The 23,595-nt window shown below is 65.6% G+C and carries 21 protein-coding genes; 8 read left to right on the top strand and 13 right to left on the bottom strand.

The features are described from left to right. The first annotated feature begins 197 nt into the window (after positions 1-197). Together CLU94_RS27665 and CLU94_RS28820 are read left to right on the top strand one after the other, a co-directional pair. Positions 198-1,520: a nucleotide sugar dehydrogenase gene (locus tag CLU94_RS27665; RefSeq protein WP_257219033.1), complete on the top strand. Its 1,323-nt coding sequence runs from the start codon at positions 198-200 to the stop codon at positions 1,518-1,520. After that, entirely contained in the window at positions 1,520-2,857 is a 1,338-nt protein-coding gene (locus CLU94_RS28820) for an SDR family oxidoreductase (RefSeq protein ID WP_257219032.1), read from the top strand. The genes CLU94_RS27665 and CLU94_RS28820 overlap by 1 nt, the downstream gene beginning before the upstream one ends. Before the next feature lie 346 nt (positions 2,858-3,203). On the opposite strand, the gene CLU94_RS27650 is transcribed toward CLU94_RS28820, so the two are convergent. From CLU94_RS27650 to CLU94_RS27640, 3 genes are read right to left on the bottom strand one after another with little or no spacing between them, the layout of a single operon-like run. Beyond that, positions 3,204-4,760 (bottom strand): SpoVR family protein, encoded by a 1,557-nt coding sequence (locus CLU94_RS27650; protein WP_257219031.1) that lies wholly within the window; start codon positions 4,758-4,760, stop codon positions 3,204-3,206. After that, on the bottom strand, positions 4,757-6,055 hold the full coding sequence (locus tag CLU94_RS27645) for a DUF444 family protein (RefSeq protein WP_218965328.1): 1,299 nt from the start codon (positions 6,053-6,055) through the stop codon (positions 4,757-4,759). Before CLU94_RS27645 ends, CLU94_RS27650 begins: the two co-directional genes overlap by 4 nt. A gap of 2 nt (positions 6,056-6,057) precedes the next feature. Further along, positions 6,058-8,073: a serine protein kinase gene (locus tag CLU94_RS27640; RefSeq protein ID WP_099668054.1), complete on the bottom strand. Its 2,016-nt coding sequence runs from the start codon at positions 8,071-8,073 to the stop codon at positions 6,058-6,060. Between the two features lie 284 nt (positions 8,074-8,357). On the opposite strand from CLU94_RS27640, the gene CLU94_RS27635 reads away from it, so the two are divergent. Further along, on the top strand, positions 8,358-9,536 hold the full coding sequence (locus tag CLU94_RS27635; RefSeq protein WP_099668053.1) for a hypothetical protein: 1,179 nt from the start codon (positions 8,358-8,360) through the stop codon (positions 9,534-9,536). A 198-nt stretch (positions 9,537-9,734) separates the two neighbouring features. Next, a complete protein-coding gene (locus CLU94_RS27630; protein ID WP_099668052.1) occupies positions 9,735-10,067 on the top strand; it encodes a hypothetical protein in 333 nt (110 codons plus the stop codon). A gap of 78 nt (positions 10,068-10,145) precedes the next feature. Here CLU94_RS27630 and CLU94_RS27625 read toward each other — a convergent pair whose 3' ends face one another. From CLU94_RS27625 to CLU94_RS27590, 8 genes are all read right to left on the bottom strand, one after another. Further along, positions 10,146-11,585 (bottom strand): catalase, encoded by a 1,440-nt coding sequence (locus tag CLU94_RS27625; RefSeq protein WP_099668051.1) that lies wholly within the window; start codon positions 11,583-11,585, stop codon positions 10,146-10,148. Between the two features lie 267 nt (positions 11,586-11,852). After that, positions 11,853-12,116 carry a hypothetical protein gene (locus tag CLU94_RS27620; RefSeq protein WP_099668050.1) on the bottom strand — a complete coding sequence of 88 codons (264 nt, stop codon included), beginning with the start codon at positions 12,114-12,116 and terminating at the stop codon, positions 11,853-11,855. Positions 12,117-12,244: 128 nt separating this feature from the next. Continuing rightward, positions 12,245-12,937 (bottom strand): tetratricopeptide repeat protein, encoded by a 693-nt coding sequence (locus CLU94_RS27615; protein WP_099668049.1) that lies wholly within the window; start codon positions 12,935-12,937, stop codon positions 12,245-12,247. A gap of 56 nt (positions 12,938-12,993) precedes the next feature. Further along, positions 12,994-15,090: a bifunctional 2',3'-cyclic-nucleotide 2'-phosphodiesterase/3'-nucleotidase gene (locus CLU94_RS27610; RefSeq protein WP_099668048.1), complete on the bottom strand. Its 2,097-nt coding sequence runs from the start codon at positions 15,088-15,090 to the stop codon at positions 12,994-12,996. A gap of 83 nt (positions 15,091-15,173) precedes the next feature. After that, positions 15,174-15,629, bottom strand: a complete 456-nt coding sequence (locus CLU94_RS27605) for a TlpA family protein disulfide reductase (RefSeq protein WP_099668047.1) — start codon at positions 15,627-15,629, stop codon at positions 15,174-15,176. Beyond that, positions 15,626-16,093, bottom strand: a complete 468-nt coding sequence (locus CLU94_RS27600) for a DUF3299 domain-containing protein (protein WP_099668046.1) — start codon at positions 16,091-16,093, stop codon at positions 15,626-15,628. Before CLU94_RS27600 ends, CLU94_RS27605 begins: the two co-directional genes overlap by 4 nt. Positions 16,094-16,103: 10 nt before the next feature. Further along, the gene (locus CLU94_RS27595) at positions 16,104-17,300 is read right to left on the bottom strand and encodes an ABC transporter permease (protein WP_099668045.1); all 1,197 of its coding nucleotides are present in this window, start codon (positions 17,298-17,300) and stop codon (positions 16,104-16,106) included. Next, positions 17,297-17,953 (bottom strand): ABC transporter ATP-binding protein, encoded by a 657-nt coding sequence (locus tag CLU94_RS27590; protein WP_099668044.1) that lies wholly within the window; start codon positions 17,951-17,953, stop codon positions 17,297-17,299. The genes CLU94_RS27595 and CLU94_RS27590 overlap by 4 nt, the downstream gene beginning before the upstream one ends. 154 nt (positions 17,954-18,107) lie before the next feature. On the opposite strand from CLU94_RS27590, the gene zigA reads away from it, so the two are divergent. From zigA to CLU94_RS27570, 4 genes are read left to right on the top strand one after another with little or no spacing between them, the layout of a single operon-like run. Continuing rightward, positions 18,108-19,334 carry a zinc metallochaperone GTPase ZigA gene (zigA, locus tag CLU94_RS27585; protein WP_099668043.1) on the top strand — a complete coding sequence of 409 codons (1,227 nt, stop codon included), beginning with the start codon at positions 18,108-18,110 and terminating at the stop codon, positions 19,332-19,334. 19 nt (positions 19,335-19,353) lie between these two features. Further along, complete coding sequence (locus CLU94_RS27580; protein WP_099668042.1) at positions 19,354-20,358, top strand: CobW family GTP-binding protein; 1,005 nt, start codon at positions 19,354-19,356, stop codon at positions 20,356-20,358. After that, positions 20,355-21,143 (top strand): HoxN/HupN/NixA family nickel/cobalt transporter, encoded by a 789-nt coding sequence (locus CLU94_RS27575; protein WP_099668041.1) that lies wholly within the window; start codon positions 20,355-20,357, stop codon positions 21,141-21,143. The genes CLU94_RS27580 and CLU94_RS27575 overlap by 4 nt, the downstream gene beginning before the upstream one ends. 44 nt (positions 21,144-21,187) lie before the next feature. Continuing rightward, positions 21,188-21,706: a GNAT family N-acetyltransferase gene (locus tag CLU94_RS27570; RefSeq protein WP_099668040.1), complete on the top strand. Its 519-nt coding sequence runs from the start codon at positions 21,188-21,190 to the stop codon at positions 21,704-21,706. Positions 21,707-21,718: 12 nt separating this feature from the next. Here the strand turns inward: CLU94_RS27570 and CLU94_RS27565 are convergent, their stop codons facing one another. Further along, positions 21,719-22,144 carry a Fur family transcriptional regulator gene (locus CLU94_RS27565; RefSeq protein ID WP_034787417.1) on the bottom strand — a complete coding sequence of 142 codons (426 nt, stop codon included), beginning with the start codon at positions 22,142-22,144 and terminating at the stop codon, positions 21,719-21,721. Between the two features lie 102 nt (positions 22,145-22,246). Next, positions 22,247-23,578, bottom strand: coding sequence for an alpha/beta hydrolase (locus CLU94_RS27560; protein WP_099668039.1), 1,332 nt, complete (start codon positions 23,576-23,578; stop codon positions 22,247-22,249). Between the last annotated feature and the right edge of the window lie 17 nt (positions 23,579-23,595).

Raw genomic sequence — 23,595 nt, 5'->3', positions numbered from 1 at the left:
GGCGTGCATGAGTGATCGGCATGGCCTAGCTTAAAAAGATGGCCGCCGCTCTCCTTGATTGCGCTCAACAAGCCGCCGATTCTCCGCGCGCCTGCCGGCCGCCGCCCCGCGTTCCTTGTTCCCGCTCAAGAATGGCCGGACCGGCGACCGTAGAATTTCCCGGACGGCGATGCTCAGGCCGCAACCCTTCGGAGCACATGCATATGGACAGCAAGGCGGATAGCAAGGTGGATGGCAAGGCGGGCGTGGTGGCGGTGGTGGGGCTCGGTTATGTGGGCTTGCAGCTGGCCGTGGCGTTCGGCATGCGCCAGCGCACGATAGGCTTCGACTTGTCGGCACGCAAGGTGGAAAGCTACCGGCGCCACATCGACCCGACGGGCGAAGTCAGCCATGAACAGTTGCTTGCGGCGCAAGGGCTGAGCGTCGGCTGCGATCCGGCCGAGCTGCAACTGGCCGATTTCATCGTCGTGGCCGTGCCCACGCCCGTCGACAGCGCGCACAATCCCGATTTCTCGGCCCTGGCCGGCGCCAGCGCGGCCGTCGGCCGCCACATGCGGCGCGGCGCCATCGTCATCTACGAGTCCACCGTGTATCCGGGCGCCACCGAGGAAATCTGCATCCCCCTCCTGGAACAGCATTCGGGCCTGCGCTGGAAGGAAGACTTTCACGTGGGCTTTTCGCCCGAGCGCATCAACCCGGGCGACCGCGACCATACCCTGCACAGCATCCGCAAGGTGGTCTCGGGCGACGACGCCGCCACCCTCGACAAGGTAGCCGCCCTGTACGAAGGCGTGGTCGAGGCGGGCGTGCACCGGGCGTCCAGCATCCGCGTGGCCGAGGCGGCCAAGGTGATCGAAAACACGCAGCGCGACCTGAATATCGCGCTGATGAACGAGCTGGCCATCATCTTCGACCGCATCGGCATCGACACCCTGGAAGTGCTGCAGGCGGCGGGCACGAAATGGAATTTCCTGCCGTTCCGTCCCGGCCTGGTGGGCGGCCACTGCATCGGCGTCGACCCCTATTATCTGACGCACAAGGCGGAAATGCTGGGCTACCACCCGCACGTGATCCTGGCCGGGCGCCGCATCAACGACGGCATGGCCAAGTTCGTGGCGGAAAAGACCATCAAGGAAATGGTGCGGGCAGGTTTCAAGCTGAAGGGAGCGCACGTGAACGTGCTGGGCCTGACCTTCAAGGAAAATTGCCCGGACTTGCGCAACTCGAAAGTGGTCGACATGATCCACGAACTGCAATCGTACGGCGTGCAGGTGCACGTGCACGACCCCGTGGCCGATGGCCGCGAAGCGCTGGAAGAATACGGCCTGCCCCTGGAGAGCTGGGAGCAGTTGCCGCGGGCCGAGGCCATCATCAGCGCCGTCTCGCACCAGGCCCTGCTGGCCAGGCCGCTGGCGGACTTCCAGGCCAAGGTGCTGGAAAACGGTTGCTTCATCGACATTAAATCGCATTTCGACCCCCGTCCGCTGGAAGACGGCGGCTTGCACGTGTGGCGGCTGTGATGGCGGCTGGAGCCTTCGATCGGGCGGCGGGCGCGGTGCAAGGCGCCCCCGCTGGCGCTCCCACTGGCATTATCGCTGGCGGCCCGGCTGCCGGCGCGTACGCGCTGGCCTGTGAACGGCTGGCGCAGGCGCCGCGCCGCTGGCTGGTGACGGGCGTGGCCGGCTTCATCGGTTCGCACTTGCTGGAAACCCTGCTGAACCTGGGGCAGGAAGTGCGCGGCCTCGACAATTTCATGACGGGCCACCGCCACAACCTGGAGCAGGTGCGCGCCAGCGTGGGCGAGCAGGCGTGGCGGCGCTTCACCTTCATCGAAGGCGACATCCGCGATCCGCAAGCGTGCGCGCGCGCGTGCGGAGCAGGCGACGGCATGGCCGGTTTTGCCAGCATGGCCGGCATGGCAGGCGCAGGCGGCGTCGCCGGTGCAGGTGCCGACATCGCCAGCATCGGCGCCCCTCATGCCGGGCGCCATGCGGGTCATGCCGCCGGTGCAAGCGACGGCGGCAGCGAACCTCCGGACGGCCATGCAGGTCCGGACGATCCGGACGGTCCCGGCGCCGGCGCCGGCGTTGCCGTCGATTATGTGCTGCACCAGGCGGCGCTCGGTTCCGTTTCCCGTTCGCTGGAAGACCCGCTGCTTTGCCACGCCGTCAATGTCAGCGGCTTCCTGAACATGCTGGCCGCCGCGCGCGAGGCGGGCGTGCGGCGCTTCGTGTATGCCGCGTCCAGCGCCACGTACGGCGACCATCCGGACTTGCCGAAAGTGGAACAACACATCGGCGCGCCCCTGTCGCCGTACGCCCTGAGCAAATATGTCAATGAACTGTATGCGCAAGTGTATGCGCGCTGCTACGCCATGCAGACGGTGGGGCTGCGCTACTTCAATGTCTTCGGTCCGCGGCAAGACCCGCTGGGCGCCTACGCGGCCGTCATTCCCCGCTGGATCGCCGCCATGCTGGACAACGAGGCCGTGCACATCCACGGCGACGGCGCCACCAGCCGCGACTTTTGCTTCGTGCACAATGCCGTGCAAGCGAATATCCTCGCCGCCACCGGTACCGACCCCGCGGCCGTCAACCAGGTCTACAACGTGGCCGTCAACGCCCGCACCAGCCTGACGCAGCTGCACGCCACCATGCAGCAGATGCTGCTTGCCGCCCGCCCGCAACACGTGCCGCAGGCGCCGCAGTACGGCGAGTTTCGCGCCGGCGACGTGCGCCATTCGCAGGCGGACATAGCCAAGGCGGCCCGCTTGCTCGGCTATGCGCCCACGCACGACCTGGCGCAAGGTCTGCGGCACACCATCGCCTGGTATGTGGCGCAGGCGGACGGGGCTTGAAAAACACGCCGGCCAGCCAGGCACATGCCGGCCGCGCTTGCGGTGCGCGCGCAGGCGGCCGGCGGCGTGCGCGTCCGGCACTGGCCATTCGCATGTTTTCATTGCCAGATATGCATGCTGACATGCATATCAGATACATATACACATACCCATATCAGATATGCCTACCAGATGCACATGCCAGATACCCATACCCGATACCCATACCCGATACCCATACCAGATGCACATGCCGGATACACATGCCAGATGCGCAGGCTCGCCATCCGTCCGGCCGCCGGCCGCCCGGCCGCCCGGCCGCCCGGCCGCGAGACCGCCAGACCGATTGGTGCATGGTGCCTGGCGTTCAGCGTTGCGTGGGCGGCGCTGTCGGCGTTGCTGACGCTGTTGCTAACGCTGTCGGCGCGGGCGGCTCGGGTACGCCGTCGTTCTTGCTGCGCAATACCCGGGGCGAGCCCCGGAAGTCGGCCGTATGCAGGGTGACGGGACGGCGCCAGACGCGGGCGATATACGCCAGCACCTGTTCCGCCCGCTCCAGGTCGAGGCCGCGCCCATCGCGCAGGTGGTCGTGGCGCAGCACCAGGCTGCCGTCGTCGTTGAGCAGGGTGACGGCGATGCACGGTGCGCCATAGTTGTATTTGGGCGCCAGGATGGCTTCGCGGATGACCCGCAAGTCGCGGCTGGCCAGGCGCGTTTCGCCGTCGCGGCGGCTTTCATGCACGAACAGGCCCAGGCGGTCAGCCAGTTCGGCATCCAGATAGTTGCGAATAAAACTGCAGTCATCGTCGTCGCGGCAAATCTGGCGCGCCCGCGCCAGTCCTTCGCGTTCGATGATGTGTTCCCACATGCAAAAGCCCAGGTGATAGGGATTGACGGCCAGCGCCTGCTGGTGCTCGCCCGCGTATGGGCGCACCACGTCGGAGTGTGACTTGAGGGCGGCCAGGTACAGGGCGGGCGGCAGGAAATCCGCTTCGCGCAGCAGCCGCGCATGCCAGTACGAGGCCCAGCCTTCGTTCATGATCTGGCAGGCGTACACGGGATAGAAGTAAAACGACTCTTCGCGCACGGCCAGGAAAATATCGCGTTCCCAGTCGGCCAGGTCCGGCCCATGTTGCGCGATGAACCATAGTAAATCGTATTCGGGCTGCGGCGGCAGGAGCGGGCGCTGCGTCACGCGGGCCCGTGCCGCCTCGCGCGCCGCCAGCGCGGCCGCTTCGCCGGGCAGGCGCCGGTAGCGTCGTGCAAACGGATCGTCTCCTCCGGCGCCGCCACGCTTGCCGGCGACACCGGCCGGTCCGGACAGCGCGGCATAGGGCGGGCGGTGCAGCTCGGCGTGGATGTCCACGTGCTGCTCCAGCGCCAGTGCCGCGTCGAGCACGGCTTCCACCTGTTCCTGCCCGTGCCGTTGCAGCGCCATTTCCAGACGTTGCGCCCGCGCCGCGCTCTGTTCCAGGATATGCTGGCCCGCCATGACGCCGAAACGCAGGAACAGGGCGTTGCGGCTGGCGAAATCGGCGTGGCCCAGCACGTGGGCCGTGACGAGGGTGTTTTCCGCCACGGAATTGTGTTCGGCCATGTAGGCATGGCAAGGGTCGCCGGGAAACATGACTTCGAACATATGCGAGTTGCCCATCTTTTGATGCACGAGCTGGTGGATGTAGCGCACGCCGAACGACCAGTGGCGCATGCGCACGGGCAAGCCATAAATGGCGATTTCGGCCATGAAACTGTCCGGCACCAGCTCGAACTCGACGGGGGCGAACGCCAGCCCCAGTTGCCGCGCCAGCGCTTCGATGCGCGCCGCGTAGCCGTCCAGGCCAGTTGTGCTCGCCATGTTCGCTGTATCGGCCATATCGCCCATATCGGCCGTGCCGGCGTGGCGCGGGGCGTCGTGCCGCATCATGCCGCATCCTCCGTATCGGCCGCCTCGTGCCGGAAAAAGGTGCGGATGGCTTCCCACACGTCGTCGCTCTTGCCGAGGATGCTGCTGTGCAAGGGCAAGCCGCGCCGTTCCTGCTCGGCGAACAAGCTGTGCATTTCGGTTTCCAGGCTGCGCGGCACGCCGGGCACGGTTTCCACATAGCCCATATAGTTAAGCAAGACGGCCAGTTCGCCCAGGGCCACGCTGGCCGGCCCCCGGTCTTCGCTGAAATTTTCGCCATCGGAGGCATAGAACAGATAGGCGTTGTAACGGCCCGGCGCGTAGTGTTCCTGCAGCAATTCGCGGCTCAGGCGAAACGCGGTGGACGCCATGGTGCCGCCCATGCCATTGACCTGGAAGAACTCGGCTTCGGAAAATTCCCAGGCCCGCGTCGTATGGGCGATAAAGCGCGTTTCCACGCGCGCATACCTGCGGCGCAAGCCTTGCAAGGCAAAGAAAAAGAACGATTTGGCCAGCTTGCGCTCGGGCTGCGCCATGCTGGCCGACACGTCCAGCACGAAAAACACGACGGCGTTCGTGCTGGGCCGGGGTTGCGGCAGCACCTGGCGGTAACGCAAGTCTTCATTGGTGAAGGGTACTGGCTGCGCTTGCAGGGCGCGCCGCTTGATGGCTTCCTTGACGGTGCGCCGCCGGTCCAGCCGCGAACGGGCGCCATGCCGGTCCAGGCCGCTACGCACGAGCCGCACGTCGTCGATGGCGCCCAGGTGGCGTGGCGTCAGGTGCGGCAATTCGAAGGCGTCCCACAGCCAGTCGAGTATGTCGTCGATGGGAAACTCCAGCAGCAGGCGCACGGCCCCCTCGCCATCGCCGCCGTCACCTTGCGTGCCGGCCCCGCCCGTGGCGGCGGGCCGGGCCGGGCGCAGGATATCGCCGGGCTGGCCGTCCCCCTGGCCCGCGCCCAAGCTGCTGCGCGCGGGCGCCAGGCGGAAACGCGCATGTTCGAGCAGGCGCATGGGCACTTGCACCGTGCGCTGCTGCGGCCCGCCGATCAGGTCGGGCGTGGCGACCAGCTCGGGCAAGTGCGCCTGCACGGCTTCGCGTACCTTCTGGTTGTGGCGCAGCCAGTCGCGCGCGCCGCGCGAGAACAGCGCATACCAGGGCCGAGCCAGGGCTGGCGCGGCACCCGCCGCCGCGCCGGCGGAACCGGAGGAGCCGGCCGTGGCGGCGGGGGCTGCGGTGCCTGCGGGGTCCGTGGAATCCCCCCAGGCCGGATGGCCATCCTGTGTGCCGCTGCCTGGCGTCGTGGTGGCGGCCATGGCTATTCCTGCGCCAGCAAGGTGGTCACGTAGTTGAGCGCTTCGCGCGCGCTATGGGCGTCATAGCCATATTCGTCGACCAGGCGCTGCTCGACGGCGGATATCCTGGCCCGCACGTCGTCGTCGGGCCGCTTGGCCGAGCCGACGAGGCGCAGCACGTCGCGCCGCTGCTCGAACAGGTATTGCTGGATGGCGTCGTGCAATGGCGCATGGCTGGCCAGGCCAAACGCTTCGCCCCGCTTGAAGGCGCTCATGGCCTTGCGCACCACTTCTTGCCGGAAAGATTGCTTGCCCGAGTCGCTGATGTGGATTTTCTCTTCCACGGCGCGCAGGAAGCGCTCGTCGGGACGGCGCTCTTCGCTGGTGATGGGATCGCGGATCTGGCGGTTGTCGAGCATGGCTTCGACTTCATCGAGATATTTGTTCAGCAAGTCTTGCGCTTCTTGCTCGAATGATACGAACAAGGCCTTGTGCACGTCGGCCTTGACCCAGCGGTTATAGAAATCCTTGCGCGTGAGCACCAGGTAATCGACCCATTTGCGCTTGCGCCGCGGTTCGATGCGCGCATCGTTTTCGATGCCGTCTTTCAGGGCCAGCAGCACGTCCATGGTGGACAGGCTGTTGCGCTGGGCGGAAATGATGGCGTGCGACAGGGCATTGATGACGAAGCGGGGCGACACGCCCGACAGGCCTTCGTCGGGCGACTTGTCGCGCTCGCGCATGCGGCGCAGGTCGGCCGGCTGCAAGTCGTCGACATCTTCGTTCGCGTAGATGCGCAGTTTCTTGACCAGCTCGGCCTCCTTGTCCTCGCCCTCGGGCATGCGGCTGAGGATGGCAAACACGGCCGCCGCATGCAGCACGTGCGGATCGAGGTGCACGTCGCGGAAGGCGGGCGCGGCCGCGAGGATCAGCTTGCGGTAGATGCGCGCTTCTTCGCGGTAATTGAGCGTATAGGGCACTTGCACGATGACCATGCGGTCGAGCAGCGCCTCGTTTTCGCTTTCTTGCAGGAATTTGCGGAATTCGGCCAGATTCGTGTGCGCGAGGATGGTTTCGTCGAGGTAGATCAGGGGGAAGCGCGACACCTTGACATTCTTTTCCTGCGTCAAGGTCAGCAGCAAGTAGAGGAATTCCCGCTTGACCTTGAGGATTTCGATCATTTCCAGCATGCCGCGGCTGGCCGCGTACACGGCGCCGGACCACGACCAGGCGCGCGGATCGCCTTCGTCGCCGTATTGCGCCACTTTCGACAGGTCGACGGAACCGACCAGGTCGGCCAGGTCGGCCGTCGTGGGATCGTGCGGCGCATACGTGCCGATGCCGCAGCGGCCCGCCTCGGACAAATGGATGCGCTCGACGGGCATGCGCAGGAAGTCGCCCGCATACTGCTCTTCCAGGCGGGCGCGGCAATGTGGACACAGTTCGCCCTGCAGCTCGGCATCATAGCTGGCGCGAAAGTCGGCGCGCATGCTGTGCGGCACCAGATGCAGCGGCGATTCGTGCACGGGACAGCCGGCGATGCCGTACAGCGCGCCTTCGCTGCTGTGGCTGTATTCTTCCAGGCCCCGCTTGAGCAGGATCACCATGGTCGACTTGCCGCCCGATGGCGGGCCCAGCAACAGCAACATGCGGCGGCCCACTTCGGAGCCGGCGGCGGCCGCCTTGAAGTAGGCGGCGACCCTGTCGATCGCCTCGTCGATGCCGAACAGCTCGTCGTCGAACAGGCGGCAGCGGAAGCGCCCGTTGTCGTCGGTCTGGCCATTCCAGCGCATCATGTCCCACAGGTACTGGTGCGCGCTGCGCGTCAGCAGGGCGGCGCGGCCGGGCAGGATTTGCTCGAGGAAGTCGGCAAAACTGCCGCGCCAGGGCGTGATGCGGTGTTTTTCCGCCCAGGCCGCCATGCCGTGCACGAAACCCGCATGCTGGGCCGTGCCACCGGCGTCCGTCGTATTCTCGGCGGCTGTATTGGCGCCGGCTGAGGCCGCTGCCGCAGGGGCGTCGTCGGATTGGCGTGTCATACCAGGGCTCGTTATTGCAGGGCTCGTCATTGTTTCCCCATCCTTGCTGTTGCTGGCGTTGCTGCCGTGGAGCAGGCCCGGTTCCAGCCTGTCGGCCAAGTATACGGCGGCGCCTCTGCCCGCACGCCTGATCCCGCTCAACCTTGACGAGGGAACTATTTTTGTACTCGCTGGCCCCCATTGGGGCAGGGCAGCCTGGCATCCGCGCGGTTCAATCCAGATCAATACCGGCCCGCGCAGCCCGTCCACACTGGAAGCTTGCGGCGACCCACGAGGAGAACACGATGATAGGCAACGAGAATGGTTTCAGCGCCCCGCCTGGCGGCAGCGGCAGGGGACAGAGCGCGGACGATGAAGAGGCCGTCGGCCAGTTTTCCGTCCCTGGCGAAGACGACAATACGATCGAGAGCGCGTCCGTTGCGGATGTGCCCGACGCCCTGAGCGGCGTCAGCATGGAATTGCTGGAAATCAAGCGCAGCATCGAGGACGGCATGCGGCAAAGCATCGCGCAAGCGGGCGGCGCGCGCGCGGCCGACGCCTTCAGCGACAGCGGCAATATCCAGGGCGTGTCCATCGGCCTGGGCGAGGGCGCCAGCGACAGCTCGTCCGGCGAACCGGGCTTGCCGGCCCTGACCCTGTACGTGGCCGAACCCACTTCCGTCGACCGCGCCAAGGCCGCCATCGTGGGGGCCATGGGCGTGCGCGCCGTGGCCAGCGACAAGGTGCCCGTCAACATCGTCGTCACGGGCGTGATCGATGCGCAGCCCCACCGTTTCCGCTTGCGCCCCGCGCCGGGCGGCGTGTCGGTCGGGCATTTCCGCATCACGGCCGGCACCATCGGCTGCCTGGCCGTGGGGCGCAGCGCGCCGCGCAACAGCCGCCTGATGATTCTTAGCAATAATCACGTGCTGGCCAATTCCAACGGGGGCGTGTTCAACGATTGCATCGTGCAGCCTGGCCCCATCGACGGCGGCCGCTGCCCGCAAGACCAGGTGGCCGTGCTCGAGCGCTTCGTGCCCATCAATTTCAGCGGCGGCGTCAACTTCGTCGATTGCGCCACCGGCTGGGCCTGGCCAGACAGGGTGCGTCCCGAACTGGTCTACCTGAGCGGGGGCGTGCCCGCGTACTTCCGCATCAGCAATGCGCTCGTGGCACCCGCACTGGGCATGATGGTTGGCAAGTCCGGCCGCACGACGCAATTGACGCAGGGCCGCATCACGGGCCTGGGCGCCACCATCAACGTCAATTACGGCGGCGGCAGGATCGCGCTGTTCCAGGACCAGATCGCCATCACGGGCGTCAGCGGGGCCTTCAGCGCGGGCGGCGATTCCGGCTCGTCCATCTGGACCTGGAACCAGCAGCGCAATCCCGTCGGCCTGCTGTTTGCCGGCGGCGGCAACATCACGTTTGCCAACCAGATGCGGCGCGTGGTGGTGGCGCTCGACATCAATTTGTACACCTGAGCACGCCTTAGGAGCCGGCCGGGCGGCCGCGCGCCGCCTTGCCCGACGCTGTTTTTTGCACGATGACGATCTTGCTCAAGTATTGCTCAAGGGCGGCCGTCGCGCATGGTCTTGGCCGGCGAAGCGTGCTGCAGCGCCGGTTGGCCGGGTGTATCATGCAAGGCATCGGGAGGGTTTGTCATATCAGGAGGGTGTGTCATGTCAAACAGTAAGTTCGCACAATCGCCATATGCCGTCTTCGAGGACGCGGCCATGCCGTATTTGCCGGATGCCCCCCCTGGACAGGGCCCGGGGCAGCATGCCCAGGCCGCACCTCAGGGCCGCCTGGAAGCGGCCAGGCGGCGCAACGAGCGGGCGCTGATGGCCATCGACGGCGTGGAAGGCGTCAGCCTGGGGCAGACGGCCGTGGGCAAGGAAGCGCTCGTCGTGTACCTGCGCGACTCGTCCGTCAAGCGGCGCGTGCCGTTGCAGGTCGAGGGTTATCCGGTGGAAACGAGCATCACGGGCCAGATTGATATCCAGCGCCGCTAGGCCAGCCGGCCTGGCGGCGGGGGCCTCCGGCCGCGGATGGCGGCGGAAGGCCTGTCGCCAGGCCTTCCGGGTTCACTGTCAGCCTGGGCTCAGGCGGCCGATCGCTGCGGCCACGCCCGCGCCATAGGCGGGGTCACACAGCGTGCAGTTGCCGATGTGGCGTTGCTTGACTTGCTCCGAGGCGCCCGAGATGGCGCGCGCCGTGTTGTCGAACAAGGCTTGCTGCTGCGCCGCGGTCATCAAGCGGAACAGGGCGCGCGGCTGCGAATAGTAATCTTCGTCGACGCGGTGGTTCCAGTGGTCGGCCGCGCCTTCGATGCTGAGCGGCGGCTCGCGGAAATCGGGCTGCTCGGCCCATTCCTGCTCGCTGTTCGGTTCATAGCCCAGGGTTCCGCCCTGGTTGCCGTCGACCCGCATCTGGCCATCGCGGTGATAGCTGTGGAACGGGCATTTCGGTGCGTTGACGGGGATATGGCTGTGGTTGACGCCGAGCCGGTAGCGCTGCGCGTCGCCATACGAGAACAGCCGGCCTTGCAGCATCTTGTCCGGCGAAAAGCTGATGCCGGGCACCACGTTGGCCGGATTGAAGGCCGCCTGCTCCACTTCCGCGAAATGGTTGTCGGCATTGCGGTTCAATTCCAGCACGCCCACCTCGATCAGCGGATAGTCGCCGTGCGGCCACACTTTCGACAGGTCGAACGGGTTGATGTGATACGTGCCTGCCTCTTTTTCCGGCATGATCTGCACGTACAGGGTCCAGCGGGGGAAATCCTTGTTTTCGATGCTTTCATACAGGTCGCGGTGCGAGCTTTCGCGGTCCTTGCCCACCAGTTCCTCCGCTTCGGCATCCGTCAGGTTCTGGATCCCTTGCTGGGTTTTAAAGGTGAACTTGACCCAGAAACGCTCGTTTTGCGCATTCAGGAAGCTGAAGGTATGGCTGCCGAAGCCGTGCATGTGGCGGAAGCTGCGCGGCAAGCCCCGGTCGCTCATCACCACGGTCACCTGGTGCAGGGCTTCCGGCAGCGAGGTCCAGAAATCCCAGTTGCTGTTGGCGCTGCGCAAGCCCGTGCGCGGGTCGCGCTTGATGGCGTGATTCAAATCGGGGAATTTCAAGGGGTCGCGCATGAAAAACACGGGCGTGTTGTTGCCGACCAGGTCCCAGTTGCCTTCTTCCGTATAAAACTTCAGGGCGAAGCCGCGGATATCGCGTTCCGCGTCCGCCGCCCCCCGTTCGCCCGCCACCGTGGAAAAGCGCGCGAACATCGGCGTTTGCTTGCCCACTTCGCCAAAGATTTTCGCCCGCGTGTAGCGCGTGATGTCGTGCGTGACGGTAAATGTGCCGTGCGCGCCGGAACCCTTGGCATGCATGCGGCGCTCGGGAATGACTTCGCGGTCGAAGTGGGCCAGCTTTTCCAGGAACCACACATCTTGCAGCAGGGCGGGGCCGCGCGGGCCGGCCGTCTGGATGTTCTGGTTGTCGACTACGGGCGCGCCAAAGGCGGTGGTCAGCTTTTTCATTGGACTCTTTCTTTATAGGGGAGGTCAACGGACGAGCCAGGGCCTACCCAAACACTGGCTGGGCTGAGCGTGTACGACGTGCTCACCGAGGCTGGTCCAGAGTAACAAATTTCTAAAAAGCAAATTCAGTGTAATCCATTTCGGAGCCGGCAACAGCCCCGCCGCGTCCGGGGAAGCGGCTTGCCCATCATAGCCTCTCGGCCTTGTCCAGCCCAACACGATTGACCTGGCACAAAGCGCAGCGTGATTTCCGACGTATTGGCGATATCAGCGATATTGGGCCCAGTTCGCCTGCAGCCACGTCAGCACGGCGGCATGGCCGCGTATGTCGGCGGGCAAGTGGCGCTGGATCAGGCGTTCGCATTTCAAGGCCGTGGCCAGGCTGCCGCCGGACCAGCTGTTGCAGCTGTACAGCACCTCATACCATTCGTGGCGGTTCAGCAGGGTGCTGTCGGGGATGCCGCGCTGCGCCGGGTCGTCGCCGGCCGCCGGGCCGTCCGGATAGCTGAACTGCAAGTCGCTCTTTGTCATGGGGCCCAACCGGTGATCTGCCATGCCTGCCTCGCGATGAAGTTGTGCGCGAACAGCTGTCCGTGCCAGGCAAGCTTATGCCACCGGCAAGCATTCTATTTGGCAATATGGGCCGGCCTTGACCTGGCTTAAAACTTGTTCCAGTTATTGTGCCGGTGCTCCGTCGCTTCCTTCATCAGGTGGCCGGCGCGCAGGGCGTCGTCCGCTTGCACCGTCATGGCCAGTTCCTGGATGGCGGGCGGGTATTCGTGGTGGGCCGCTTCTTCCAGCCATTCGCGGCCTTTCGCCAGGTCGCGCGGCACGCCGCGGCCTTCGCGGTAGGCGTTGTACAGCAGGAACATGGCGTGTGGATTGCCCAGCTCGCTGGACTTGTCCAGCCAGTGCGCGGCGGTCACGGCGTCTTTCGGCACGCCTTCGCCATTCGCGGCAAGCAAGCCCAGCATCAGGGCCGCCTTCGCGTGGCCTTGCTGCGCCGCCTGGCGGTACCACAGCCAGGCCTGGGCCGGCGTGGCCGCGCGCAGCATCTGGCCCAGCTCGAAGGCCGCTTCCGTGTCGCCCGCGCGTGCCGCCTGTTCGAACAGGCTCAAGGCCTCGGCACGGCGTTCGGCGCGGGGCTGGTAAATCAGCGCCAGTTCGCGCTCGGCGACGGGCATGTCCTTGCCGGCCCAGCTGCGCACCTTGCGCTCGGCCTGGTGGTCGCCCGCCTGGCGCGCATGCATGGCAACGGCTTCGATTTCCGCCGCCGTGGGCGGTGGCGACGCCTGGCAAGCGGCCAGGACGGAGGCCAGCACGACGGCGGGCAGGGAGAGTGCGTGTTTCATTGTGATCAGCTTTCATCAAAACGGGCCGGAACTGCGCTTGTTCCGGCCCTCGGACCTTATTTGCTCAGGTCGATGCGGTACTTGGCAAAGCCGCTGGCGTCGAGTCCGCCTTCGGCCGCCACGTTGGTGATGCCGCTGCCTTGCGCCAGCGCCAGATGGCCGGGCGCCGAGCGCAGGATCACGGGACCTGCCGTGGCCGTCTTGACGAAGCTCCAGCTGCGCGCGCTGCCATTGTTGGCCAGGGTCACCTTGCCGCCCTTGGTGCTCAGCGACGCCAGGTAATTGCTGACCACGGCCTGGTTCGCATCGGGCGACTTGATGATGGTCTTGCTGCCATCGATGCCAGGCACGGCGCCGCCGCCACCGGCGCGGTAGTCGTTGGTGGCGACGATGAAGTCATCGCCATCGGCCACTGGCGCACCCTTGTAGCTGAGGTTGACGATGCGGCTGCCCGGCTTTTTCGTCACGTCGATCTGGTACGTCAGCGCATTGTTTTCCGCGTAGAACACGTCATAGTTATAGATCGTGCCATACGACGGCACCAGGTCTTGCTCGGCGCTGCTGGCCGGGTCGATCTGGTTGAATTGTTTGGCCGACGTTTCCAGCCAGGCTTTCAAGTCCGCGCCCTTGATCTTCACGGCTTGCAGGTTGTTGTTGCTATATAAATACAGGTCGCCCGGATTGCGCACTTGCAAGCCGACCGGCGCGGCAGGGGAAGCGCCAGCGGCCACGTCCGTGAAGTCCGATGGCCCGTTGCGGCCCGCCTTGAATGGCGCGCTGCAGGAAATGACGGGGATGTTCTTGTAGCTGGACAAGGTGGCATCCGTGCTGGTGGCGATGAAATTTTTCACGTAATCGAGCTGCGCCTGGTTCACCAGCTGGATGGCGCTCACGTCGCCCACCAGTGCGAAGTAGGCGGACATCTCGAAATCCGTGCTGATGCCCAGTGGTTGCTTGGCGTAGGCGATGGTGGCCGCGTGCTCCGTGGCGACCAGCGGGGCGATGGCCGGGTCGGCGTTCACGAGGGTCTTGCCATCGGTGTATTTGAAGCCGCGCGATTCCACCGTCGTCTTGGCCGGCTGCACCACCCACTTGCCGCCCTGGTAGGCCATGGTCAGCTTGATGATGCCCAGGCGGCGGCCCCAGCTTTGCGCCATGACGGTGGGCACGCCATTGACGAAGCCTTTCTCGGCATCGATCTTGGCGCTGGCGGGGAAGGCGGCAAACGAGGCGTCCAGGGCGGCCGCGCCCGTTTCCTTGCCTTTCGGGAAGATCAAGTGCGAGTGGCCGATCATCAAGGCATCGATGCCCGTGCTGGTCAGGTGATAGCTGCCGTTTTCCATCTTCGGGCTGTAGGGACTGGTGTCCAGGCCGCCGTGCGACAGGGCCACGACGAGGTCGGCGCCCTTGCTGCGCAATTCCGGCACGTATTGTTTCGCCGCTTCCTGCACGCCCGTCACGCTGACTTTGCCAGCGAGTACTTTCTGGTCCCATTCGAGGATTTGCGGCGGCACAAAGCTCAGCACGCCCACATTGATTTTCACGGTCAGCTTGCTGCCATCGGGCGCCGTGGCGGCGAAATCGCGGGGCAGCAGGGTGTAGGGCTGGAAAATCGGCTTGCCGCTGGACACGCCGACGACATTGCTCAGCACGGAAGGGAAGGCGGGCGCGCCGCACGTGCCCGTCGGCTTGGCCACGCCGGGAATGCCGAAATCCGTGTTGGTGATCTGGCTCAGGTAAGGCAAGCCGTAGTTGAATTCGTGGTTGCCCATGCCGCCCGCATCGTATTTCAGCGCGTTCATGGCCTTGTGCACGGCCAATGTGCCGCTGCAAGGAACGGGCGCGGCCACGGCTTGCAGGTCGGCCAGCAAGGTGCCCTGGATGACGTCGCCATCGTCGAGCAAGACGTTGTTCGGATTTTCCGCGCGCGCCGCCTGGATCAGGGTCGACGTGCGTTCCAGGCCCAGGCTCGTGTCTTCGGCCAGCGCGTAATAGTTATAGCTGAGGACATTCGAGTGGATGTCCGTGGTTTCCAGCAAGGCGACGGTGACCGTCGTGCCTTCGGGAATGGCCGGCGCCGTGTTCGAACTGCCGTTGCAACCGACGAGACCTGCACTTGCCAGCGCCGCCAGCATGACCCAATTTGTTTTCATTACCGCCCTCGGAAAGATTCAAAGGACGCGACTGTAACGCCGCCATATGACGCGGCGATGACAGCCGTGCATGGCGCATGGATTCAGGGGTGCGCGCAGGCGGCTGCGGCCGTGGCCAGCCAGGCCGCATCGACGGGTCCCAGGCGCCGGATGCAGATCCGATGTTCAGAATTCACAATCACTGTGTACGGCAAGCCCTTGATTTGATTGCCAAAGATGGGCAACAAGCCGGGCGCAGCCAGGGCCTGGGGATAGCTGGCCGGGTGGCTGCGCAGGAATGCTTGCGCGGCGGCCCGCGTGTCGATGGCGATGCCGATGACGGGGAGTGTCGGCTGGCTGGCGGCGTGGGCGTTGAATATCGGCAACTCCTGGATGCAAGGCAGGCAATTGCTGGCCCAGAAGTTCAGCACCACGGCCCGGCCGTGGAATTGATCAAGGCGCAGCTTGCCACCGGCATCCAGGCGGGGCAGGTCGAAGGATAGCGGCGCGGCGTGGGCCTGGCAGGCGAACGCCAGCAGCAGCGCGGGCCAGCGCATCATTGCGGCACCACGGCCGCGTCCGTCATGCGGTAATACAGGCCCATGGGGTCGCTGGCCAGCACTTTCAGCTTGCCTTGCACGATGAAGGGCGCGTAGCTGAATTTCACGGGGGTGCGGCTCTTGATCTCCACCACGCCTTCCGGACCGGCCGGCAGGCAAAAGGGACAGCTGGCCGAAGTGATGGTCAGCAGGAAGTGTTTCTGTTTTTGTCCTGGTTCCAAAGGCATCATGAAACCTTGCACTTTCACGTCAGTATTGTCGAGCGCGCTGATTTCCGGCGTGTATTTCGGCACCATGCGGCCCTTTTTCGCCTTCACCGTGGTGGCCTGGCCCAGCAGTTTCCACGAAACGACGCCGGGCAAGTCCGTCAACGGGGCAAAAAACGAGGGCGGTTCGTCGGCGGGGGCCGCCGCCGCGATGCCGGCCAGCAGCAGGCAGGCAGTCAAGACAATGATTTTCAACATGTTTTTCCTTTCAGCTACGCGCCAGGGTGGCGGCGATATCGGTGCGGTAGGCGCGCGCGGCGGGAAGGGCAGCGGCCAGCAAGCCCACGGCCACGGCAATCACGGGCAGCCACGCTTCGCCGGGCGCGATGCGCCAGGCTTGCAGGTTCAGCTCCTGCATCGATGCCAGCCAGCCCAGCAAGCCGAGGGCCGCATGGCCCAGCAGCCAACCCAGGGCCGCGCCCGTCAATGACAGCAGCAAGCCTTGCGCCAGCAGCAAGCGCAGCAGTTTGGCGGGCGAGGCGCCCAGGGTGCGCAGGATGGCAAGGTCTGTCTTGCGCTCTTCCAGCGCGCCGTACAGGGCGACGAACAGCGACAGGGCCGCCACCAGCAGCACGCCGGCGGCGATCGCCCGCAGCACGGCGATGCCCACGCCCAGCAGGTTGAACAGCCGCGCCGCCTCGAAAGCGGGCTGCGCCGCCTGCAGGCGCGGCTGGCCATTCACCCAGCGGGGCAGGCTGATCGCGGCCAGGGGCGACGCGTATTGCACCAGCACGGCCGTCAGTTCGCGCTCGGGCGCGGCGGCTGGCACGGCCGGCTGCTCATCCGGGTCCGTTTCATGCACTTGCCACACGGAAGCGACGGGCGTGAGGATCAGCCGGTCCAGCACCGTGCCCGTGGGCGCCAGGATGCCCGTGACCGTGTACGGCGCATGTTCGTGCAATTCGCCGCCCGCCGCCAGTCCGTGCGAACCGGCAAAGCGGGCGCCCAGGATGGCGCCCGTCTCGCGCGCCGCCCTGGCGCCGAACACGGCTTGCATCGGCTGCGCGAACGGCGTTCCCTGCGCCAGGCGCGCGCCGTAATGGTCGAGCAGCGCCGTGGTGCTGCCGACGATGCGGAAACCGTGGAAGTTGTCGCCCAGCGCGAGCGGGATCGCCGCTTTCACCAGCGGCTGCGCGGCCAGCGCCGCCAGCGCCGTGTCGGGGATATTGCCGGTCGGAATATCGGCGTGATACACGGACGACAGGATCAATTGCAGTGGAGAACCTTTCGCGCCCACCACCAGGTCGATGCCTTGCGCATCGCGCTCCGCGTGCTCTTCCAGCTGGTTTGATACGCCGAGTATGAAGGTCATCATGGCGATGCCGATGGCCACCAGCAGCAAGTTCAGGCTGGACGCCAGCGGCTTGTGGCGCAGGGCGCGCCAGGCGAGGGTGGCCGCGTTCATGCCGCCACCCTGGCGCGCGGCAGGCGCAGCACGACGGCGTGCGGCAAGGCGGCCAGCACCCTGGCGTCGTGGCTGGCGATCACCAGCGAGGCGCCCACTTGCGCGGCCTGGCTGGCCATCAGCGCGACGACGGCCGCGCAATTCTCGTCGTCGAGGTTATCCGTCGGCTCGTCGGCCAGGATCAGTTGCGGGCGCATGACGACGGCGCGCGCGATGGCGGCCCGCTGCCGTTCGCCGCCGCTCAAGGCATGCGGGTAGGCGTCGAGCTTGTCGGCCAAGCCCAACTGGCCCAGCAGGCTGGCTGCGCGGGCCGGATCGGGCCGCTGGCCGCTGGCGTAGGCGGGCAGCAAGACATTGTCGAGCACGTTCAAGCTGGGCACCAGCGCCAGTTGCTGGGGCAGCAAGCCGACGGCGCGGCCGCGCCAGCTGTCGCGCTGGCGCGGCGTCAGGCCGGGCAGGGACGTGCCCGCCACGTCGAGGCGGCCCGCCTGGGGTGCCAGGATGCCGGCCAGCAAATGCAGCAAGGTCGATTTGCCGGAACCGGATGGTCCCAGCAGCAGGGCGTGGCGCCCGGCGGGCAAGTGAAAGGCGGCGATGTCCAGCACGGGGCGGGCGGGGTCATAGCCGTAGGTGAGTGAATCGAGGTGGAGCATGAAGTTCTTTCGGGTAACTGGCCGGCAGGCAAAGATTGCTGCACAAATGCAACTGAGCTGCATTATAATTCAAACGCAATCGACTTGCATTTAAAATGCGACCGTCCATTTCTCCCTTGCTTGACAACCCGATCACCCCATCCGAAAGATACCCATGACCCAGCGCAAACTCCCCGTCACCGTCCTGTCCGGCTTTCTCGGCGCCGGCAAGACCACCTTGCTCAACCACATACTGCGCAACCGCGAAGGCAAGCGCGTGGCCGTCATCGTCAACGACATGAGCGAAGTCAATATCGACGCTTCGCTTGTCAGGGATGGCGCCGAGGCGGCCGGCGCGGCCCTGTCGCGCACGGAAGAAAAACTCGTGGAAATGTCCAACGGCTGCATCTGCTGCACCTTGCGCGACGATTTGCTGCTGGAAGTGCGGCGCCTGGCCGCGGAAGACCGCTTCGATTACCTGCTGATCGAATCGACTGGCGTGGGCGAGCCGATGCCCGTGGCCGCCACTTTCGATTTCGAGGATGAGCATGGCGACAGCCTGAACGACGTGGCGCGCATCGACTGCATGGTCACCGTGGTCGACTGCGCCAACCTGCTGGCCGATTTCCACAGCGAAGACAGCCTGGAGCAGCGCGGCGAAATCGCGGGCGAGGGCGACGACCGCCAGCTGGCCAATTTGCTGACGGAACAGATCGAATTTGCCAATGTCATCGTCCTCAACAAGGTCGACATGGTGGCGGCGGACGAGCGCCTGCGCGTGCTGGCCATTTTAAAAGCCCTCAATCCCGGCGCGCGCATCATCGAAACGAACCAGTCCGTCGTGCCGCTGGACGCCATCCTGGGCACGAACTTGTTCGACCTGGAACAGGCGGCCGGCATGCCCGGTTGGGCCCAGGAGCTGGCCGGCGTGCACACGCCGGAGACGGAAACGTATGGCATCAGCAGCTTCGTCTACCGCGCCAAGGAGCCGTTCCACGCGCAGCGCCTGCACGATTACATCGCCCGGCCGATCAAGGGCGTGGTGCGCAGCAAGGGATATTTCTGGCTGGCCAGCCGGCCCGAATGGGTGGCCAGCCTGTCCGGCGCGGGCAAGCTGATGAATATCGAACCCGTGGGCCTGTGGTGGGCGTCCGTGCCGAAGGAGCGCTGGCCCACGGATGCGGCCTCGCTGGCGGAAGTCAAGGCGGGCTGGAGCGAGCCGTATGGCGACCGCTACCAGGAGCTCGTCTTCATCGGCCAGGACATGGACCAGGCCGCCATCGAGGCGGACTTGAAGAAATGCCAACTCAACTACACGGAAACGCGCCAGGGCATGGCCGCCTGGCGCAAGCTGCCCGACCCGTTTCCCCAATGGCAACGCATGGAAGAACTGGAAGATTAACCATCGATAGGAAACAAATATGACAGAATTGATCCCCGTCACCATCATCACGGGTTTTCTCGGCAGCGGGAAAACCACCTTGCTCAAGCGCATATTGCAGGGCGATCACGGCGTGCGCATCGCCGTGATCGAAAACGAATTCGCCGCCGAAAGCATCGACCATGGCTTGCTGGTGCAGGACAGCGACGAGCAGATCGTGGAAATGAACAATGGCTGCATCTGCTGCAGCGTGCGCGGCGACTTGATCCGCATCCTGGGCGAGTTGCACGCCAAACGCGAAGCCGGCACCATCGCTTTCGACCACGTGATCATCGAAACGACGGGCCTGGCCGCGCCCGGCCCCGTGGCGCAAACCTTCTTTGCGGAGCCATCCGTCAGCGAGTACTACATGCTTGACGCCATCCTGACGGTGGTCGATGCGCGTCATGCGCAGCAGCAATTGACGGCGCACAAGGAAGCGCAGGAGCAGGTGGGCTTCGCCGACCGCATCCTGCTGTCGAAGACGGACCTGGTCGGCAAGGACGAGCTGGCCGCGCTGCGCCAGCGCCTGGTCGCCATCAATGGCCGCGCCAGCATCCAGAAAGTGCGCTTTGGCAATGTGCCCTTGCGCGACATCCTCAACATCCGCGGTTTCAATTTGAACGCCATCGTCGAGCTGGAGCCGGATTTCCTGGGAGAATTGGGCCACCGCCATGGCGACGGCGTGCAATCGTTCGTCTATCACCAGTCCCGGCCCCTCGATCTGCTGCAGGTGGAAAATTTCCTCGATGCCGTGGTGCAGCTGTTCGGCAGCCAGCTGATGCGCTACAAGGGCATCCTGTACGTGGCCGACGTGCCGTGCCGCGCCGTCTTCCAGGGCGTGCACATGCTGATGGGCTCGGAACTGGGCGCGCCGTGGAACGACGGGGAAACGCGCGCCAGCAAGATGATCTTCATCGGCCGCGACTTGCCGCAGGATATGCTGACCCGTGGCCTGGACCGCTGCGTGGCCAAGGCGGACAGCCCCGCCGAGGTGGCGGCGTGAGCGTGGAAGCGGGCTTGCCCGCCCTGGCGCTGATCTTTTTGCTGGGCATGCGGCATGGGCTGGAACCGGACCACCTGGCCGCCGTCGATGGCCTGACCCTGCGTAGCCAGGCCGCGGCGCCGCGCTGGACGCCGTGGATGGGCGCGCTGTTTGCGCTGGGCCATGGCGTCACCGTGCTGGCCATCGTGGCCGTGGCCGCCGTGGCGTCGCAGCAATTTTCACCGTCGGAAACCGTGTTCGGCTGGCTGGAATGGTTGCCCATCGCCTTGCTGCTGCTGATTGCGGCCCTGAATGCGCGCAGCTTGCTGGCCGGCGCCCAGCTGGCCGAGGTGCGCGGCCGGCTGCTGCCGCGCTGGCTGCGGGGCGCATCCGGGCCGCTCGCCGCCATTCTCGTCGGCATGCTGTTCGCGCTGGTCTTCGACACGGCCTTGCAGGCGGCCGCCTGGGGCTATGCGGCCGTCGCGCTGGGCGGCATGCAGCCGGCCTTGCTCACGGGCCTGGTGTTTGCCGTCGGCATGGGCGTGACGGATACCTTCGATGGCTGGGTTACGGCAAAAGTCATGCGCACTGGCCAGATTGATCTCGTGCGCGCCTTCCGGCGCCGCCTGGGCTGGCCCATCGTCGCCATCTGCGTGGCCATGGCCGCTTGCATGGCCGCCGGCAAGCTCGATCCGGCCTGGTCGCTGCCGGAAAGCTGGACGGCGGCACTCGGTGCGGCCATGGTGTTGCTGATGGCGGCCCTGTACGGCTGGACCTTGCTGGGTTTGCGCCGCGTGCGTGCTTGAGGCGGGGGCGTGGGTATAATGGAAAAAAACTGCCGGATTCCACCATGCCCGCACCTGAAATCGTCATCCGCCTGCTGACGCCAGCCGACACCGCCGCCTTTTGCGCGCTGCGCCTGCGCGCCATCCTCGATTCGCCCAGCTCGTTTTCCTCGTCGCGCGAGGACGAGCTGGCCCGCACGCCCGAAGAACACGTTCAGCGTATCGCCGACGGCCCGCTGCACCGGGCGTTCGGCGCCTTCGATGGCGAACGCCTGGTCGGCTTTGCGGGCTTGCGGCGTGAATCCATGCGGCAACTGTCGCACAAGGCCTTGCTGTGGGGCGTGTTTGTCGATGTGGCGCAGCGGGGCAAGGGCGTGGCGCGGCGCCTCGTGAACGCCTGCATCGCCCAGGCCGAAGCGGACCCCGCCGTCATGCAAGTGCATTTGAGCGTGAATGCGGAAAACAATGCCGCGCTGGGCCTGTATGAATCGCTGGGATTTATCGCGTATGGCACGGAACCGCGCTCGATGCGCGTGGGCGAGCTATTCTATGACGAGCATCACCTGGCTTTATTGATCAGGTAATGCTGCCGCCGATTACTTGCAGCGCGGGCACAAGCCCTTGATCAGGTAATCGACTTCGCCGCCGCTGAAACCTTCCGGCAAGAGCACGGGCGGGGGCAGCTTGACTTCATTGAAGCAGGTGACGTTCGCGCATTTCGTGCACTGGAAATGCGCGTGTTCGTGCGCCTGGTGGCCGGCGCCTGCGCTGAAGCGCCACACCTGGTCGGCACCCGCGATGCGGTGCACCAGTTCATTTTCCGTCAGCCATTCCAGCACCCGGTACAGGGTGACGGAATCGATGTCGCTGTCCTGCGACAGCGCTTGCTGGATTTCATGGTGGGTCAGCGAACGGCTTTGCGCCATTAAAAAGTCGAGCACCTTCACGCGCGTCTTGGTGACGCGGGCGTTGGTGTTGCGGATCAGCGATTCGGCTTGCGGTGTAGAAGATGATGTCAACATGATAGGCCTGCTTGCGGGGGATCGGCTGGCGGCGTCATCGCCGTGCCTTTGCCACCCTCTGGGCCGTATCTTAGCATGCGTGCCGCACTCGATGGAACGGCGTCACGGTTTGAACGTCCAATAGCGCCCGGCCACCGTATCGACGGGGTCGAGAAAGCGCTGGTCGGCGCGCGCCTGGTTGCGTATCAGATAAAACATGTCGGACAGGGCCGAGCGCTTTTCCGCAAAGTAAGAGTGCTTCATGAAGCTCGTGTCGACCCCCGTGGCGTCGATGGTTTCCACGCCCGCCACGATCAGCATGCCGGCGCCGCTGTCGCCCGCGCGCGGGTAGCCGTGCACGGCTTTCGAGGCGGCCAGGGCCAGGTCTTGCGACGAGGCATACAGGGTGACGGGATTGCGCGCGCCGGCCAGTTTCGGCGCGATATCGTGCTTGAAGATGGCGGCGTCGATATCGGGCGCAGACAGGATGATTTCCGTAATCTTTTGCGCCAGCTGCGGCTGCGCGGCCAGCAAGTCGGCCACGGCCCGCGCCAGGCCGCGGCTGCCCATGCTGTGTCCGACCAGGTACACTTGCGCCGCTTCCGTGCTGGCGAGAAAGTCGGTCAGGAAGCTGGCGAGGTGGGGCGTGCTCCACTCGATATTGTTTTCATCGATGGTGTAGCCGGCCACCTCGCCGCGCGACGGCCAGCTGTAGAACACGGGCGCGCCGTCAAAGCCCAGGTCGTAGGCCATCTGTCCCGTGCGCCGGGCCGCATCCTCGAAACTCATGTTATAGCCATGCACGAAGACAAAGGCGCTCTTGCCAGCCGAGGCGCGGATCTGCGTTTTTAATGCGGCAAAGAAGTTGTCGCGGTCTTGCACGTCGGCCGACAGCAGCACCACGTGCTTGGCCGGGTCGTCGCGAAACTCCAGGCGCCACAGCGACGGCGATTCCAGCTGCCCCATGCGATGGTCGCGGGGAATGCTGACGTCGCAGCTGCCATAGCTGAGGGGGCCATTGCCGCCCATGATGTTGCGTTCGCCGCTGAAGCGCTGGGCCGGCGGCTTGCCCACGTCGCGCTGGCGGTCCGTGGCGAAATACACTTTCACCACCGCATAGTTCGACACGACGGCGCCCTGGTCGGCAGGGGCGGGCGACGGGGGAAATGGACGCAGGGGGGGCTGCACCGCATCGAGCAAGCCTTGCGCGGCAAACAGGGTTTCCATGTCGTCCGGCACTTTCGCGGCCGACAGGGCGGCCGACAGGGCCAGTTGCAGCCGGGTATCGGCAGGTTCGGTTTCCAGCGCGGCGATGGCGGCCAGGATGGCGGCGGCGCTGTCGAACTTGGCGATGGCTTGCTTGAGGCGTTCATAGTGGCTGGCGATGGCTTCGGGAGCCTGGCCGGGCGCGCCATGCCCGATGGCTGCCACGACGGCGGAAGTGATCAAGTCCATGCTGCCCACCTTCCTGT

The sequence above is a fragment of the Janthinobacterium sp. 13 genome (assembly GCF_002749695.1).
GTDB classification, from domain to species: Bacteria; Pseudomonadota; Gammaproteobacteria; order Burkholderiales; family Burkholderiaceae_D; genus Janthinobacterium; species Janthinobacterium kumbetense.
The sequence above is the reverse complement of the archived record's forward strand: the minus strand, read 5'-3'. Positions and strand labels throughout refer to the sequence as shown.